Here is a 14,018-nt window from a genome sequence, read left to right as displayed (position 1 = left end):
CCATTCCGTTACCTTGACCGTAAAATGCAGCGGAACAGAATTCTGAACCATCGCAAAACTTCGAAGTCACGGAATGGATCTCCTCGGGCCTGCGCTCCGCTTCGCGTCGCTCCGCCCGTGGATGACGAAGTCGCGAGGGGCCTAGGCCAATCATCAAGCCCTCATGATGGTGAACCGAAACAACGGCCGCTGACCGGTCAAGTCGCAGTCACAGCGCTACTAGCGCTCACCCTCCTGCGGCTATAATCGTAAGTCGATGATCAATATTTTGCGCGCGCCCGATTCCCAGCAGAGCCAGCGGCTGCGGCTCAACACGCTGATCCGCCTGCGCTGGCTGGCCATTGTCGGCCAGAGCATCGCGGTGCTCGTCGTCGGCTACGGGCTGAAATTCCCGCTTCCGGTCTCGCTGTGCTTCGCGCTGATCGCCTGCTCGGCCTGGATGAACCTCTGGCTCACCTTCCGCTATCCCGCGGCGCATCGGCTGACCCCGCTCTCGGCCTTCGTCATCCTCACCATCGACAGCCTGCAGCTCGCCGGCCTGCTCTATATGACCGGCGGCCTGACCAACCCGTTTTCGGTCCTGCTCTCGGTGCCCGTCGTCATTTCCGCCGCATCACTGCCGCTGCGCCTCACCGCGGTGCTCGGCGCGCTGGTCATCGCGGCGGCCACGCTGCTTGTGTTCTTCCATCTGCCGCTGCCCTGGTACGAAGGCGCGCCGCTGTCGATGCCCTTCATCTATGTCGCCGGCATGTGGATGGCGGTGTTCGCCTCGATCGCCTTCACCGCGATTTACGCCTTCCGCGTCGCGGCCGAGGCACGCCTGCTCGCCAACGCGCTCGCCGCCACCGAGCTGGTGCTGCAGCGCGAGCAGCATCTTTCGGCGCTCGATGGCCTCGCGGCGGCCGCCGCGCATGAGCTCGGCACGCCTTTGGCCACCATCACCGTCGTCGCCAAGGAAATGGAAAAGGCGCTGGGAGAAGATCCGAAATTCAGCGAGGACGTGAAGCTGCTGCGCTCGCAGAGCGAGCGTTGCCGCGAGATCCTGAAGCGGCTGACCAGCCTGTCCTCGGAAGGCGAGGCGCATCTTTCGCGCCTGCCGCTGACCTCGCTGGTCGAGGAAGTGACGGCGCCGCACCGCGACTTCGGCATCTCGATCCGGCTGCGCCCCGGCGAGCGCATCGGCCCGGAGCCGGTCGGGCAGCGCAGCCCCGGCGTCATCTACGGGCTCGGCAATCTGGTCGAGAACGCCGTCGACTTCGCCAAGAACACGGTCACCGTCAGCTGGAACTGGGACGGTGAGGAGGTCTCCTTCTCGATCATTGACGACGGGCCGGGCTTCCCGCCGGAAATCATCGACCGCATCGGCGAGCCCTATATGTCGACGCGCCAGGGGACAGAGGCCGGCGGCGGCCTCGGGCTCGGGCTTTTCATCGCCAAGACGTTGCTGGAGCGCTCGGGCGCGACGATCGATTTTCGCAATTCGAGCGGGCTCGGCGAGGGGGCGGTGGTGCAGATCACCTGGCCTCGCGGCGTCTTCCTCAATCCCGAGCATGCCCCGGGCACCGCATTCGACAATGCGTGAGCCTATGCATTTGGCGCATGGCAGCTTTGTTGCCGGGTGTAAAAATTGGACATTGCTGTTGCAGAATTGTATCTGCGTAAAAGTAAGGCAGTAGGATGCTGACGCAAATGAGCGCAGAAGAACCCACCGGCGCAATGGTAGAAGGCGAGGACACCTCGCTGCTGATCGTCGACGACGACAAGCCATTTCTCACCCGGCTTGCCCGCGCCATGGAAACCAGGGGCTTCGCGGTCGAGACGGCGGAAAGCGTGGAAGAGGCCGTCGCCAAGGCGCGCGCCCGCCCGCCGGCCTATGCGGTGGTCGACATGCGGCTCGGCGACGGCAACGGCCTCGACGTGGTCGCCGCCATCCGCGAGAAGCGCGACGATTCCCGCACCATCATCCTGACCGGCTACGGCAACATCGCCACCGCGGTGACGGCGGTGAAGCTCGGCGCTGTCGACTACCTGTCGAAGCCCGCCGATGCCGACGACGTCTTCGCCGCGCTGACCCGCACCGCGGGCGAGCGGGCAGCACCCCCGGAAAACCCAATGTCGGCCGACCGCGTGCGCTGGGAACATATCCAGCGCGTCTATGAAATGTGCGACCGCAACGTCTCCGAGACCGCGCGCCGGCTCAACATGCACCGGCGCACCCTGCAGCGGATTCTGGCAAAGCGGGCGCCGCGGTAACCTGCTTAAACGCGCGTACGGTGCTGCCGATGGCGAGTGTCGAAGGCAGCGCTGGCTGCCGCCTAGCAACGCTGGCGATTGGCGAAAACCGCGATGAGAGCGCCTCTCTCCCCGTCATACGGGGAGAGGATGCCGGCAGACAGGTGAGGGGCGGCGCCGGCGCTTGCAAGGAGGGCGACGGTGGCCGACCGGTCCATTGCTTGCCCCGTCGTGCGCGTTTGAGCATCATCGCGAAGGACAACCGGCCGGCGGGCCATGTGACGGAGGGGGCATGCGCGACGAGCGGCCGAAATCGATGCTTCGCGAATTCCTCGACGGCGAGGCGGCCGGCGGTATCATCCTGATGGCGGCCGCCGCCCTTGCGCTCATCGTCGCAAACTCGCCGCTCGCCGAAACCTATTTCGCCGCCCTCCACGCCTATCTCGGTCCGCTCAGCGTCTCGCACTGGGTGAATGACGGGCTTATGGCGGTGTTCTTCCTGCTGGTCGGGCTGGAGATCAAGCGCGAGATGCTGGACGGCCAGCTCTCAACCTGGCCGCGCCGCGTGCTGCCGGGCATCGCCGCGGCCGGCGGCATGGTGTTTCCGGCGCTGGTCTATGTGTTGGTCAACCGCGACAACCAGGCGGCGCTTCCCGGCTGGGCGATCCCCACCGCCACCGACATTGCCTTCGCGCTCGGCGTGCTGTCGCTGCTCGGCAGCCGCGTGCCGGCCTCGCTGAAAGTGTTTCTTACCGCTTTGGCCATCATCGACGATCTCGGCGCCGTCATCATCATCGCGCTGTTCTACACCAGCGGCCTGTCGCTCGCCTATCTCGGCGCCGCCTTCGCGGTCATCGCCGTATTGATCGTGCTCAACCGCATGCGGGTGATGAACCTCTTGCCCTATCTCGTACTGGGCGCGGCGCTTTGGGTGCTGGTGCTGAAGTCGGGCGTGCATGCGACGCTTGCCGGCGTGGCGCTGGCGCTCACCATCCCGCTCGAGCGTTCGCCCGGCATCGGTCACGACGTCGAACACTCGCCGCTGCACCGGCTGGAACACGGCCTGCACAAGCTCGTGCCTTTCATCGTCATCCCGATCTTCGGCTTCGCCAATGCCGGCGTCTCGCTAGGCGGCTTGAGCGTTGCCGCGCTGGTCGAGCCTCTGACGCTGGGCGTCGCCGCCGGCCTCGTCGTCGGCAAGCTGGTCGGCGTCTTCGGCGCCTCGGCTCTCGCCATCCGGCTGGGCCTCGCCGACCTGCCGGCCAATGCCGGCTGGCTGCACATGATCGGCATTTCGCTTCTGTGTGGCATCGGCTTCACCATGAGCCTGTTCATCGGCCTGCTCGCCTTCGCCAATGACGCCGCCCTTCAGGACGCGGTGAAGGTCGGCATCCTCGCCGGCTCGCTGATCGCCGCGCTGGTCGGCGCGGCGGTGCTGCTGATGGCGCCAGCGACGGGTGGGGCGGAAGAGGATGTGGAGTAGGCCAGACCGCAACGCCCCGTTCCTCTCCCCGCCTTCGCGGGGGCGAGGACATGGTGCTATTCACTCTCGCCATCCAGCGCCGGCACCGCCACGCCGGCAAGCTCCGCCGCCAAGAGCCGCGCCGCGCCGGCGCGGGCGATCCTGAGCATCAATGCCTTGCGCGTCGCGGCCGCGATGCGGTGCTCCGGCGCCTCGCGCAAGATCTCCGCGCCATAGCCGTCGGAGAGGATGAAGCCGCATTCCTCCGGAAAGATTTCCGCGGGCACGCCGGGATGGGTGGCGAAGAAGAAGCGGTCGGCATGCAGCCGGTAGTCCGGCCATTTGCGATCGACGCGAAAATCCTCGATCGAGGATTTGATCTCGATGATCCAGATGTCGCCCTGCCGGGTCAGCGCGACAAGATCGGCCCGCCGGCCGGTGGCCAGGGATAGCTCTGGCAGCACATGCGCGCCCATTTGGGTCAGCAGACGCTGCACGCCGCGCCGCACCAGCATGGCGCGCTCCGACTGGCGGCCGTCGATCAGCGGGTTGAGGGGAATCGCGGAAACGATAGGCATGGCAGGCACCATGCCAGATTTTGTTCACGGTTTGAACCCGATACTAAAGGGCGATTATATGTTTGACAAACCCAAACGGAACTGCGATAACGATTCCAAGGAGTTATCGCCATGTCCGTTCTGTCCCGCCCCGAATTCCATGACGAAGCCAAGGCTTTCGAGCATGTCGAATCCATACTGTGGCCGAACGGTCCCGTTTGCCCCAAGTGCGGTAGCGTTGATCGTCACTACGCTTTGAAGGGCGTTCGCACCAAGCCGTCCAAAAAGAACCCGAACGGCGTCGAGCGTCACGGCCTGTACAAGTGCAGCGCTTGCCGCTCGCAGTTCACCGTCCGCATGGGCACGATCTTCGAGGAAAGCCATTTGCCGCTCACCAAGTGGCTACAGGCCATCCACCTAATGTGCGCCTCTAAGAAGGGTATCAGCGCCCACCAGATGCACCGCATACTCGAATGCACCTATGAGGCCGCTTGGTTCCTGTGCCATCGCATTCGCCTTGCTATGGCCTCTGGCGAGCTTTCCCCGATGGGCGGCGGCGGCAAGTTCGTTGAAGCCGACGAAACCTATATCGGTCGTTTGCAGGGCTCTCCCGTCAAGCGCGGCGGCAGCGCCCACAAGAACACGGTCGTCACGTTGGTCGAGCGCGGCGGCAAGGCCCGTTCCTTCCATGTCGATACCGCGCGCATGGGCAATGTCATGCCTATCGTCCGCGCCAACATCGCCAAGGAAAGCGCGCTCATGACCGACGAGAGCGGCATCTATCGCCGCGCCAGCCAGGATTTCGCCTCGCATGAATTCGTCACGCATTCCAGGGACGAATATGTTCGCGGCAACGTCCACACCAACACCGTCGAAGGCTTCTTTTCGATCTTCAAGCGCGGCATGAAGGGCGTCTATCAGCATTGCAGCGAACACCATCTGCACCGCTACTTGGCCGAGTTCGATTTCCGCTATTCGAACCGCGTTGCCCTTGGCGTCGATGATGGCACCCGCGCATTCATCGCGCTGAATGGCGTGAAGGGTAAGCGCCTCACTTATCGCAGACCTGCTTGACGATAAGTGCAAGCATTACCGCAAGCCGGTGCAGCTCGAATTGCCACTCTGGCGATACTCGCGACGAAAGAAAAAGTGAGTCGTTATCAATGGGTTACGCCCTAACCAATTGATTCGGCTTACTTTTCGTCAAAACGGCATTGAAACGCGATAGGAAAAATGTCATATTTGGCATGGCAGGCAAGCGCTGGAGTTACCCCGAGTTGCCTTCGGGCAGCAGCATTCTAGCAATGTGGATCAGGGGTCCGGGGGCCTGTCACCTATTTAAATCAGCGATGAACGCTCCCTGCTCTTCACTGAGCGGGGAGCGCCCTATTGGGGGGATTAGGGTAAGACCGCAATTCAAGATGCGTTTCCGCTCCCTAAGATATCGTGCTTTCAGAGATAGGGCGTAACGTGGCTCAATGTTTCCGTACTCGTTTGGCTCAAGTCCCGCGCAAGTCGCGCTGGTGACGACATCCGCAATCTGCAACCCGGCCCTCACCGCATGATTTTCAACCCGTATGTTTGCGGGGTCGAAAACTTCCCAATCTATCGACCGCACAGGCGTCATCAGCTCCCGGCCATCCCTCATGAATTCAAAGTAGTCTCGCATCACTTGGTAGTCGGTGCCGGCACGACGAGAGAAGGTGACAAAAAGGCTGGCCGGCCCATTGCCCTCTAGCCGCGCCTTCTCCCTACAAGCGGCGGTAAGCCGCTCCAAAAGCCAGCGAACAAGGTAGTTATAGAGGTGCTGCTTTCGCTTAAAAACCTCAAGCTCCTCGCTATCGAGGATGGTCTCTTTGTTGGATGCTATTACGCAAATCCCGAGAGGCTTCTCACGAAGAATGTTGCAGGCGGCAACGCGCTGGTGGTGATTTAGGTATCGGAAATGTAGATCCCGCTGATTCTTTTTCTTAGGGAAAAGTGATACGATTTCGTCGCGCCATGATGGCATGAAGCGGTCATTGCTTTCGGAAACAAGTACGGCCCCGACGCCAAGCCAACGAGATTGGCCGGTTGTTCCGGGAAGGCGTAGTTTCCCGAAACCTTCGTCTCCCGCTTCATCAACATAGGCTGAAAAGGAACAAGGCATCGAGCATGGGAATCAAGGAAAAGCCCAAGAGTCAACTCGACAAGTTTAAGGAAGCGGCGCGCGACCTTAAAACAGACCAGTCCGACGCGGCCTTTGAGGCTGTCGTCAATAAGATCGCCCACGCGCCAAAGCTCACCAATGAGCAGATAAAGGAACTGGCGCGCCGCAAGCGCAAGGACGGCAAGGACGGCAAGGACTAAAGAACGGCCCCGGCTGGCGGCGGAATGTTATCCCATTTTTCGGCGATATCGCCGCAAACGGCCTTCATTTCATTGAACTTGTAGATCGCCTTGGCTGGCGAATTGTAGGTCATGCCGTTGACCGCATCGAAGACAACGCATAGCGCATCCTCCGGTTTCGCTTCCTCGACAAACGGATTTGTCGTGAAAAAGCCGTACATGAAAGCGGCCTGAAACTCGGCGGCTTCCTTCGGTACTGGCGAAGCCTTGGCGTAGCGGTACATGATGCCGCCGATCTTATGAGTGTTTGCCTTGGTCTTCCGATAGGTGAGCAGGCTTGGAGTGAACTTTACCGTCGTGCCGTTGTAGCTGGGATGCTCTGGCTTCTGTGGCGCTTGCAACTGGAACCATGAAAGGTCGAGCTTATCGGAGACATCCGCAAATGCCTCGACAAATTCGGCATTATAGTTGTGCAGCTGAGTGTCGAAATCGCTATCCGCAAGCAGATTGCGGATGTCTTCGGCTTTTTCTTTCAGGTCGCCCGGCAGGGGATTCCCCTCCAGAATGTGATCTGATATCGTTTTGCGAGCGATTTGGTGTTGGAAAACTCGCGCTAAGGATTTGTATTTTGACTTCTGCACGATCCCGCGCCGCACCTGGTTCGACGAAGCCATATAGTCAGCCAGATATTGAACCGGGATCTCGGCAGTCTTCACCACCCGATGCGTCTTTTTCATACGACCCCCTCAATGCCGAAATGCACTTCTACAGCGGGAATGCTGACGCCGAATCAACTCTGAATATATCGCCGTTATCGCGCCAACAGGCAAGCATCGCCGGACCGGGATATGAACATCTTGGTGGATACTTCCTGTATCGAACGAAGCGCTCTGACCCATTCCACCTTGAAGTGCTGGCCCGGATCGAGTCTAGCGAGGCCGCTTTCCAATTGAGCCGCCTTCTCGGTTTGGAGTGACGCTCCACCCGATTCACCATTCGTTCACGATATTAGCGCCAGCTAACGCAAGGTCATGCTGCGTCTTCGGCCTCGTAGGACTTCCACCAAGTGCCGCGCAGGATGCTGGCGATATCCCGATCCTGTGTGGGGTGACGCATCCGGTGAGGATCGAGCAACGGTTCGGTTTCTATGAGCCGCCGTCGTGAGCGTTCGATACACTCTCTCGATCTGGCGATTAGAAGGCTGTCCTGATCGGAATACAGCGCGTGCGGGAGATTGTTGGGAGACATTAGCGTGGCTCCAGTCTTATGCAGACGGGAGCGCTAGATCGCTGTCTCTCAGCCGCCGATGTCCGTTGGGTCGTTACCGGCGATGTAATGACAATAGACCGAAGCCCGATTTGGTTCCATAGAACAGCCCGACGCCGGGAGGATGTGGCGACGGGCTATCTGCTGGACCCAAAAGCGAACATGACTGCCGTCAACAATCGTCTGGGAGCCAGGTTTGTTCCTCTGGATATGCTCAGCCGGTCTGTCCGGATTATATTCCTATCACACTCTTGGTTTGTCAACCAGATAATCGCCTACTAAAGGGCGATTGTATATTTGACAGACCCAGACGCACAATTAATTCGGGAACCGAATTGGGTTCCGGTATGTTGACCACTATCGCCGGTAACGACCCAACGGACATCGGCGGCTGAGAGACAGCGATCTAGCGCTCCCGTCTGCATAAGACTGGAGCCACGCTAATGTCTCCCAACAATCTCCCGCACGCGCTGTATTCCGATCAGGACAGCCTTCTAATCGCCAGATCGAGAGAGTGTATCGAACGCTCACGACGGCGGCTCATAGAAACCGAACCGTTGCTCGATCCTCACCGGATGCGTCACCCCACACAGGATCGGGATATCGCCAGCATCCTGCGCGGCACTTGGTGGAAGTCTTATGATGACGACCAAGGGGCTAGCGAGGCTTCTTTCCCGCTTTCTCGTCGTGCTTAGGCGGCGGCGGGGACTTTGCCGCTTTCCTAATCGCCGCGTTCAACGGCTCTTCGGAATCGACGGTTTCAATCTCCCGCGCCAGTTCGCGGAACTTCTCAACTTGACTCTTTTCAGCGGGTTTGCCTGACATTGCAGAATGCACCTTTGCTTTATTGACGAGAGTGGTAGCCCGCCCAAAACCCTGCCGCGTGGGCAATAGGCCCTATTTTGTCATAGCCGGTCTTATCATGCATGAGGCCCAATGGCATGGCATTGCAGACGAAGTGCGCAGGATAAAGACCAAATATGGCGTCACAGGCGAAATCAAATGGCGCTATTTCGGCCCAGATAATACGGACCCGGGCAACTCCGTCGCCCACCTAAACGAGGGCGAAAGGCGCGGGCGGTTATATATTTCACAGACCACCGCAACACTTGAGAGTGTTGCTACCCTGCTGCATCCGCAGTATGAACCCCAAAAAAATCCTAAGCCGAACGCAATCAGCGTTACAGGCCAATCGGTGATCGCCCAAGTAATGCCGATGATTGACGCTTCATTGTAGAGCGCCTCATCCAGCCTCCCCCAGATCCCCTTCGAAGATGAGCAGCACGCGGTTCGACGCCTGCAGCGCAAACCGCTTCGCTTCCTCGTAAGCCGGGTCGTCATAGCAGGCCTTGGCAGCTTCCAATGATGGGAATTCGACGACGATCACCCGACCAGCATCGCGCGCCTCCACCAGCAGGGGCGGCACTTTCGAAGGATTGCTGCGTGCCTGATACTTCTCGCCGATGGGCTTCCAAAGCTTGGCGTATTCGGCTTGCGCTTCCTGATCCGAAATCTCGGTGCCGACGATGAGCCAGTATCCCTTCACGGGTGGAGCACTCCTGCCGAGGATTTGTTTCTGGCTCAAGAGCTAAGATAGAGATCGGATACTTGTCTAGCTCCGGTCGGCGACTTCACGCCGCCCCCGCCATGTCATCCAAAATCGGGCAGTCCGGCCGGTCGTCGCCGTGGCAGGCGTGGATCAGCTTCTGCAGCGTCGCGCGCATCGACTGCAGTTCGCGCACCTTTTCCTCGATCGCCCTGACATGGGCGCTGGCGATTTCGCGCACGTCATGGCTGGCGCGGTCGCGGTCCTGATAAAGCGCCATCAGCTGCCTGCAATCATCGATTGAAAAGCCGAGGTTGCGGGCGCGGCGCAAGAAGGCCAGCCGGTGCACGTCGTCGCGCGAGTAGTCGCGGTAGCCGTTTTCGGCCCGCGCCGGCAGGATCAGGCCGATCTCCTCATAGTAGCGGATGGTCTTGGCCGGCAGGCCGGAACGCTCGGCGGCATCACCGACATTCATGGCGCTCTCCTGTTTCCGGCAGCCTTTCCGGCTGCCCCGTTGATTTTACTTCACAATCCTGGGACCCCTGTTGCCGAAATGCCGCAGTTCGGCACTTACCGGCAGGGAAGGTCATGCATATAGGCAGTGCACGCTTGGCAAGCAAAAGAAATGCCAGCATGAATGATGGTGAGAAAGCGGCCGACTCGTGCCGCTGATAAAAGGCGGGGCGTCGGACCTATTCATGCGCTTGAAGTCGTTTGCAATCGTCGCCGCCCTTGCGCTGTCGACCGCGATCAGCGGGTGCAGCACCATTGGCGGGCAAATCTTCACCAACAACTATGGCGCGATGACCGATGCCGGCTATCAGCTGCCGCGCATACCGATCGAGAAGGTTCCGGCCCGCTTCCGCCGGCAGGAAGTGCGCTACGACACTCCCGAGAAGCCCGGCACCATCATCGTCGACACCCAGAACAAGTTCCTCTACTTCGTCGAGGGTGACGGCATGGCCATGCGCTACGGCATCGGTGTCGGCCGCGAGGGCTTCGAGTGGCACGGCACCGCCCATATCGCGCTGAAGCGCGAATGGCCGACCTGGACGCCGCCGGCGCCGATGATCAAGCGCCAGCCCGAACTCGCCAAATTCGCGGGCGGCATGGAGCCGGGCCTGAAGAACCCGCTCGGCGCGCGCGCCATGTATCTGTTCAACAAGGGCGGCGACATGGGCTACCGCCTGCATGGCAGCCCGGAGTGGTTCTCCATCGGCAAGGCGATGTCGTCGGGCTGCATCCGCCTGATGAACCAGGACATTATCGATCTCTACGACCGCACTTCGGTCGGCGCCAAGGTCATCGTGATGTGATCACGATGGCCGCGGACAAAAGCTTGCGTGCGCGGACCGTCTAGGCAACAACAAGACGTCCAAAGACAGAAAACCGGGCTGTTGGGGCCCGGTTTTTTGTTTTTGCGGTTGGAGAAAATTCACTCCGCCGAGAAGCTCAGAAACCGCAACAGGCGGCCGGCGGAGCAGAATTATCAGGCGACCTGCTCGACCTGCTGCACTTCCGGAACAAAATGCCGAAGCAGGTTCTGAATGCCGTGCTTCAGCGTCGCCGTCGACGACGGGCAACCGGCACAGGCACCCTTCATGTGCAGGAACACGGTGCCGTTCTCGAAGCCGCGGAAGGTGATGTCGCCACCATCCTGCGCGACCGCCGGGCGCACCCGGGTGTCGAGCAGCTCCTTGATGGTCAGCACCAGCTCCTCATCCGCCTTGTCGTAGAACTCGCCGGCCTGGCCGGCATCGTTGGCCGGGGCCGCCGAAGCCATGACCGGCGCGCCGGACATGAAATGCTCCATGATGGCGCCGAGGATCGCCGGCTTCAGGTGCTGCCAGTCGGGACCGTCCTTGGTCACGGTGATGAAGTCGTAGCCGAAGAAGACGCCGGTGACGCCGGGGATCTCGAACAGCCGGCCGGCCAGCGGCGAAGCCTGCGCGGCGCCTTCGGCGTCGCGGAAGTCGGCGGTGCCGTCGCGCAGCACTTCCTTGCCGGGCAGGAATTTCAGCGTCGCCGGGTTCGGCGTCGATTCGGTCTGGATGAACATGGATATCTCCAGGCCCTTCCGGGCCGATAGTTTGGAATAGTTCTAAATAGGCTCTATCGGCTGGACATTCAAGCGAAACGCGTCGCCCGAACGGCTGGCTGGCGGAATGTTTTTGCCCCGGCGGAGCGCTTCGCCACGGCAAGCCTATCCTCCGACTTCCACGCTGAGTTGTCCACTCGTCTTCTGGATGTTCACCTCGGCGCCGTCCGCCGTGCGCATGAATTCGAGGTCGGCGCTTGCCTCGCCGACCCGCAGCCCGCGAAGCTCGATGCGGCTGACGAAATCGGGCAGTCGCGGCCGCACGATCCGCAGCCTGTTTGCGAAGGCGTCGGGCTCCAGGCCGAGGCAGGTGGTCACCAGGAACGGCACCGCGCCCGCTGCCCATGCCTGCGGGTGGCAGGCCACGGGATAGTGCACCGGCACCTGGAAATCGTTGCGCTGAAAGCCCGCCATCGCCTCCGGCAGCCGGTGATGGCGGAAGTGCATCGCCGCTTCGACAATGGCGGTGAAGGTCCTCAGCGCCGCGCCGTCCTCGCCATACCGCCGGCAGCCGGCCGCCAGCAGCGCATTGTCATGCGGCCAGACGGTGCCGAGATGATATCCGACGGGATTGTAGCGCCGCTCCGCGCTCGAGAGCGTGCGCACGCCCCAGCCGTTGAACATGTCGTCCTGCATCAGCCGCCGGACGGTTCGGCGGCCCTTGCCCCGATCCGCGATACCGGTCCACAGCGCATGGCCCGGGTTGGAGGAAACGACCGCGACCGGGCGGCCGCGCGCCTCGAGCGCCAGCGCGAAAGTGTCCAGGTCCTCGCACCAGAAGTCGCGGTTGAACCGTGTCCGAAGCTTTTCGGCCTCGCCGCGAAGCTGCCTGGCGCTGTTGCGCTCGCCAATGCGTTCGTAGAGATCGGCGATGGCATGCTTGGCCGCAAACACATAGCCCTGCACCTCGACCAGCGCGATCGGCGGCCTGGCGATGCTGCCGTCGGTCCTGACGATCGCGTCGGCCGAATCCTTCCACCCCTGGTTGACGAGACCGCTTTCCGAGATGGTCCGGTATTTGACATAGCCTTCGCCATGCCCGTCTCCGGCCTTGGCGATCCAGCCCAAGGCCTTTTCCACCGGCTCCCGCAGTTCGCGGAAGAGACCCACGTCGCCTGTCCACGCGGCATAGCGGCCGAGAAGCAGCAGGAAGAGCGGGGTCGCGTCCACCGTGCAGTAGAATCTGGCATGTGGGACATTGCCCGCGCGAGCGAGCTCGCCGACGCGCAGCTCATGCAGTATCTTGCCGGGCTGCTCCTCTCGCCATCGATCCGTTCGGCGTCCCTGATAGCCGGCGAGAAGGCGCAGCGTCTGGGCGGCGATCTCCGGCTGGAAGGCGAGCATCTCGAGCGCGACGATCAGGCTGTCGCGTCCAAACAGCGCGACGTACCACGGCACGCCGGCTGCGAAATACTCCCTGTTGCCAAGATCCGACCTGAGCACCGCGAGATCGCGCAGCGAACGGTCCATGATGCTGTTGAGCAGCAGGCTGTCGCTGTCGAACTTCGTGTGTTGCTCCAGCCATTTTTCAGTATCCGCCTGAACCGTCCCGGCAAAGCCCTCGAGAGCAAACGCCGGGTGCTGGCTCATTTGCTCGGCCTCCGGCTCTTCCGACAGTTCCCTCAATTCTATGGTGATCGCGATGGTGCGCTTTTCTCCTGGGGCCACATCGAACCGGAACTCGGCCGCCGTTCTGTGCATGGCATCGGGTGCCGGCAAAAAACCGATTGCTGCCGTTCTGCGGACGTGGTCGGCGCCGTGATAGACAAAGTGGAGGCTGCCGTCGCGCCAGGCGGGCCGCTCGCACCTGCCGAGGTTCTTCGGCACCAGTCCGCGCACATTGAAAATGTCCTCGAAGCCGGCGCCGAAGTGCAGGGCCAGCGGAAAGCCATGCGGCTCGTGGCCGAAATTCTGGATGGTCAGAACCTCTCGCAGGCATGTTTGCTCCGCATCGAGAATGCGCTCCCAGCGGATGCCGAGCTCGTCCTTGGGGATCAGTCGCCCCCCATCGCAATGCAGGTCGGGATTGGCCAGTTCGAAAAGCGCGGCGTAACCTCTTTGCGCGGTCGAGGCCAACACGATCGGCGGCAAACCGCCCAGCGTCATCTCATAGCCGCCGAGGAAACGGCAGTCGTGGAAATAGAGCCCGAAGCCGTGCTCGCCCTTCAGCGGTATCTGGGCGTCGGGAGCGACGACATAGTAGAGATCGAGATTCTTGACCGTAATCGCCCCGGCGATGCTGTCCACCATGGCCGGGTGCCCCTTGGCGAGCACGCGGTGCCTGCGCTCCTGCTGCGCATGAGGCGTCTGCCGGGCTTTTTGCTGCGATCGCGCTGCCTGCGAGCGCTGCTGCACCGGTGATCCAGTCCCAGCGTTTCGCGGCTTTGACGTGCCGCTACGCCCTGCTTTCCGGGTTGATTCGTCCACCGGCGCTCCTTTGGAATGGCCGTTTCCGTGACCATTCCAAATGGCGCGCCGCCGACACGGGCCAAGGGCTATGGGCTGGGTGATAACATCGATGTGTATCTG

General features: G+C 61.5%; 15 protein-coding genes. 7 read left to right on the top strand and 8 right to left on the bottom strand.

Annotated elements, in window-relative coordinates; genetic code table 11:
• Window positions 1-256: 256 nt before the first annotated feature.
• The 3 genes from P9254_RS11175 (at window position 257) to nhaA (ending at window position 3,715) form a co-directional block, all read left to right on the top strand.
• A complete protein-coding gene (locus P9254_RS11175; RefSeq protein WP_095799233.1) occupies window positions 257-1,582 on the top strand; it encodes an ActS/PrrB/RegB family redox-sensitive histidine kinase in 1,326 nt (441 codons plus the stop codon).
• 107 nt (window positions 1,583-1,689) lie between these two features.
• Window positions 1,690-2,253 carry an ActR/PrrA/RegA family redox response regulator transcription factor gene (locus P9254_RS11170; protein ID WP_040974834.1) on the top strand — a complete coding sequence of 188 codons (564 nt, stop codon included), beginning with the start codon at window positions 1,690-1,692 and terminating at the stop codon, window positions 2,251-2,253.
• A gap of 271 nt (window positions 2,254-2,524) precedes the next feature.
• On the top strand, window positions 2,525-3,715 hold the full coding sequence (nhaA, locus tag P9254_RS11165; RefSeq protein ID WP_278054796.1) for a Na+/H+ antiporter NhaA: 1,191 nt from the start codon (window positions 2,525-2,527) through the stop codon (window positions 3,713-3,715).
• Window positions 3,716-3,771: 56 nt separating this feature from the next.
• On the opposite strand, the gene P9254_RS11160 is transcribed toward nhaA, so the two are convergent.
• Entirely contained in the window at window positions 3,772-4,272 is a 501-nt protein-coding gene (locus P9254_RS11160) for an MmcB family DNA repair protein (RefSeq protein ID WP_164746772.1), read from the bottom strand.
• A 111-nt stretch (window positions 4,273-4,383) separates the two neighbouring features.
• On the opposite strand from P9254_RS11160, the gene P9254_RS11155 reads away from it, so the two are divergent.
• Window positions 4,384-5,325, top strand: a complete 942-nt coding sequence (locus tag P9254_RS11155) for an IS1595 family transposase (protein ID WP_278054793.1) — start codon at window positions 4,384-4,386, stop codon at window positions 5,323-5,325.
• 256 nt (window positions 5,326-5,581) lie between these two features.
• Here P9254_RS11155 and P9254_RS11150 read toward each other — a convergent pair whose 3' ends face one another.
• Window positions 5,582-6,400, bottom strand: coding sequence for a DUF3800 domain-containing protein (locus P9254_RS11150; protein WP_278054791.1), 819 nt, complete (start codon window positions 6,398-6,400; stop codon window positions 5,582-5,584).
• Between the two features lie 5 nt (window positions 6,401-6,405).
• On the opposite strand from P9254_RS11150, the gene P9254_RS11145 reads away from it, so the two are divergent.
• A complete protein-coding gene (locus P9254_RS11145) occupies window positions 6,406-6,600 on the top strand; it encodes a hypothetical protein (protein ID WP_278054789.1) in 195 nt (64 codons plus the stop codon).
• On the opposite strand, the gene P9254_RS11140 is transcribed toward P9254_RS11145, so the two are convergent.
• Both P9254_RS11140 and P9254_RS11135 read right to left on the bottom strand, forming a co-directional pair.
• Window positions 6,597-7,316 carry a hypothetical protein gene (locus tag P9254_RS11140; protein ID WP_278054788.1) on the bottom strand — a complete coding sequence of 240 codons (720 nt, stop codon included), beginning with the start codon at window positions 7,314-7,316 and terminating at the stop codon, window positions 6,597-6,599. The genes P9254_RS11145 and P9254_RS11140 overlap by 4 nt on opposite strands.
• Window positions 7,317-8,502: 1,186 nt before the next feature.
• Entirely contained in the window at window positions 8,503-8,670 is a 168-nt protein-coding gene (locus P9254_RS11135) for a hypothetical protein (protein ID WP_278054787.1), read from the bottom strand.
• A 97-nt stretch (window positions 8,671-8,767) separates the two neighbouring features.
• On the opposite strand from P9254_RS11135, the gene P9254_RS11130 reads away from it, so the two are divergent.
• Window positions 8,768-9,082: a hypothetical protein gene (locus P9254_RS11130; RefSeq protein WP_278054786.1), complete on the top strand. Its 315-nt coding sequence runs from the start codon at window positions 8,768-8,770 to the stop codon at window positions 9,080-9,082.
• A 6-nt stretch (window positions 9,083-9,088) separates the two neighbouring features.
• Here P9254_RS11130 and P9254_RS11125 read toward each other — a convergent pair whose 3' ends face one another.
• Window positions 9,089-9,430, bottom strand: a complete 342-nt coding sequence (locus P9254_RS11125; RefSeq protein ID WP_278054784.1) for a DUF1330 domain-containing protein — start codon at window positions 9,428-9,430, stop codon at window positions 9,089-9,091.
• Between the two features lie 46 nt (window positions 9,431-9,476).
• Entirely contained in the window at window positions 9,477-9,866 is a 390-nt protein-coding gene (gene cueR, locus P9254_RS11120; protein ID WP_067003523.1) for a Cu(I)-responsive transcriptional regulator, read from the bottom strand.
• Between the two features lie 223 nt (window positions 9,867-10,089).
• Here cueR and P9254_RS11115 point away from each other — a divergent pair, with 223 nt between their 5' ends.
• Complete coding sequence (locus P9254_RS11115; protein WP_067003525.1) at window positions 10,090-10,707, top strand: L,D-transpeptidase; 618 nt, start codon at window positions 10,090-10,092, stop codon at window positions 10,705-10,707.
• A 173-nt stretch (window positions 10,708-10,880) separates the two neighbouring features.
• Here P9254_RS11115 and P9254_RS11110 read toward each other — a convergent pair whose 3' ends face one another.
• Both P9254_RS11110 and P9254_RS11105 read right to left on the bottom strand, forming a co-directional pair.
• On the bottom strand, window positions 10,881-11,450 hold the full coding sequence (locus P9254_RS11110) for a NifU family protein (protein ID WP_067003527.1): 570 nt from the start codon (window positions 11,448-11,450) through the stop codon (window positions 10,881-10,883).
• A gap of 144 nt (window positions 11,451-11,594) precedes the next feature.
• On the bottom strand, window positions 11,595-13,844 hold the full coding sequence (locus P9254_RS11105) for an amylo-alpha-1,6-glucosidase (protein ID WP_278054780.1): 2,250 nt from the start codon (window positions 13,842-13,844) through the stop codon (window positions 11,595-11,597).
• Window positions 13,845-14,018 lie beyond the last annotated feature (174 nt).

This window comes from Mesorhizobium sp. WSM4983, from assembly GCF_029625765.1.
Lineage (GTDB): Bacteria > Pseudomonadota > Alphaproteobacteria > Rhizobiales > Rhizobiaceae > Mesorhizobium.
Note: the sequence above shows the minus strand (reverse complement) of the source record. Positions and strands in the feature narration are given on the sequence as shown.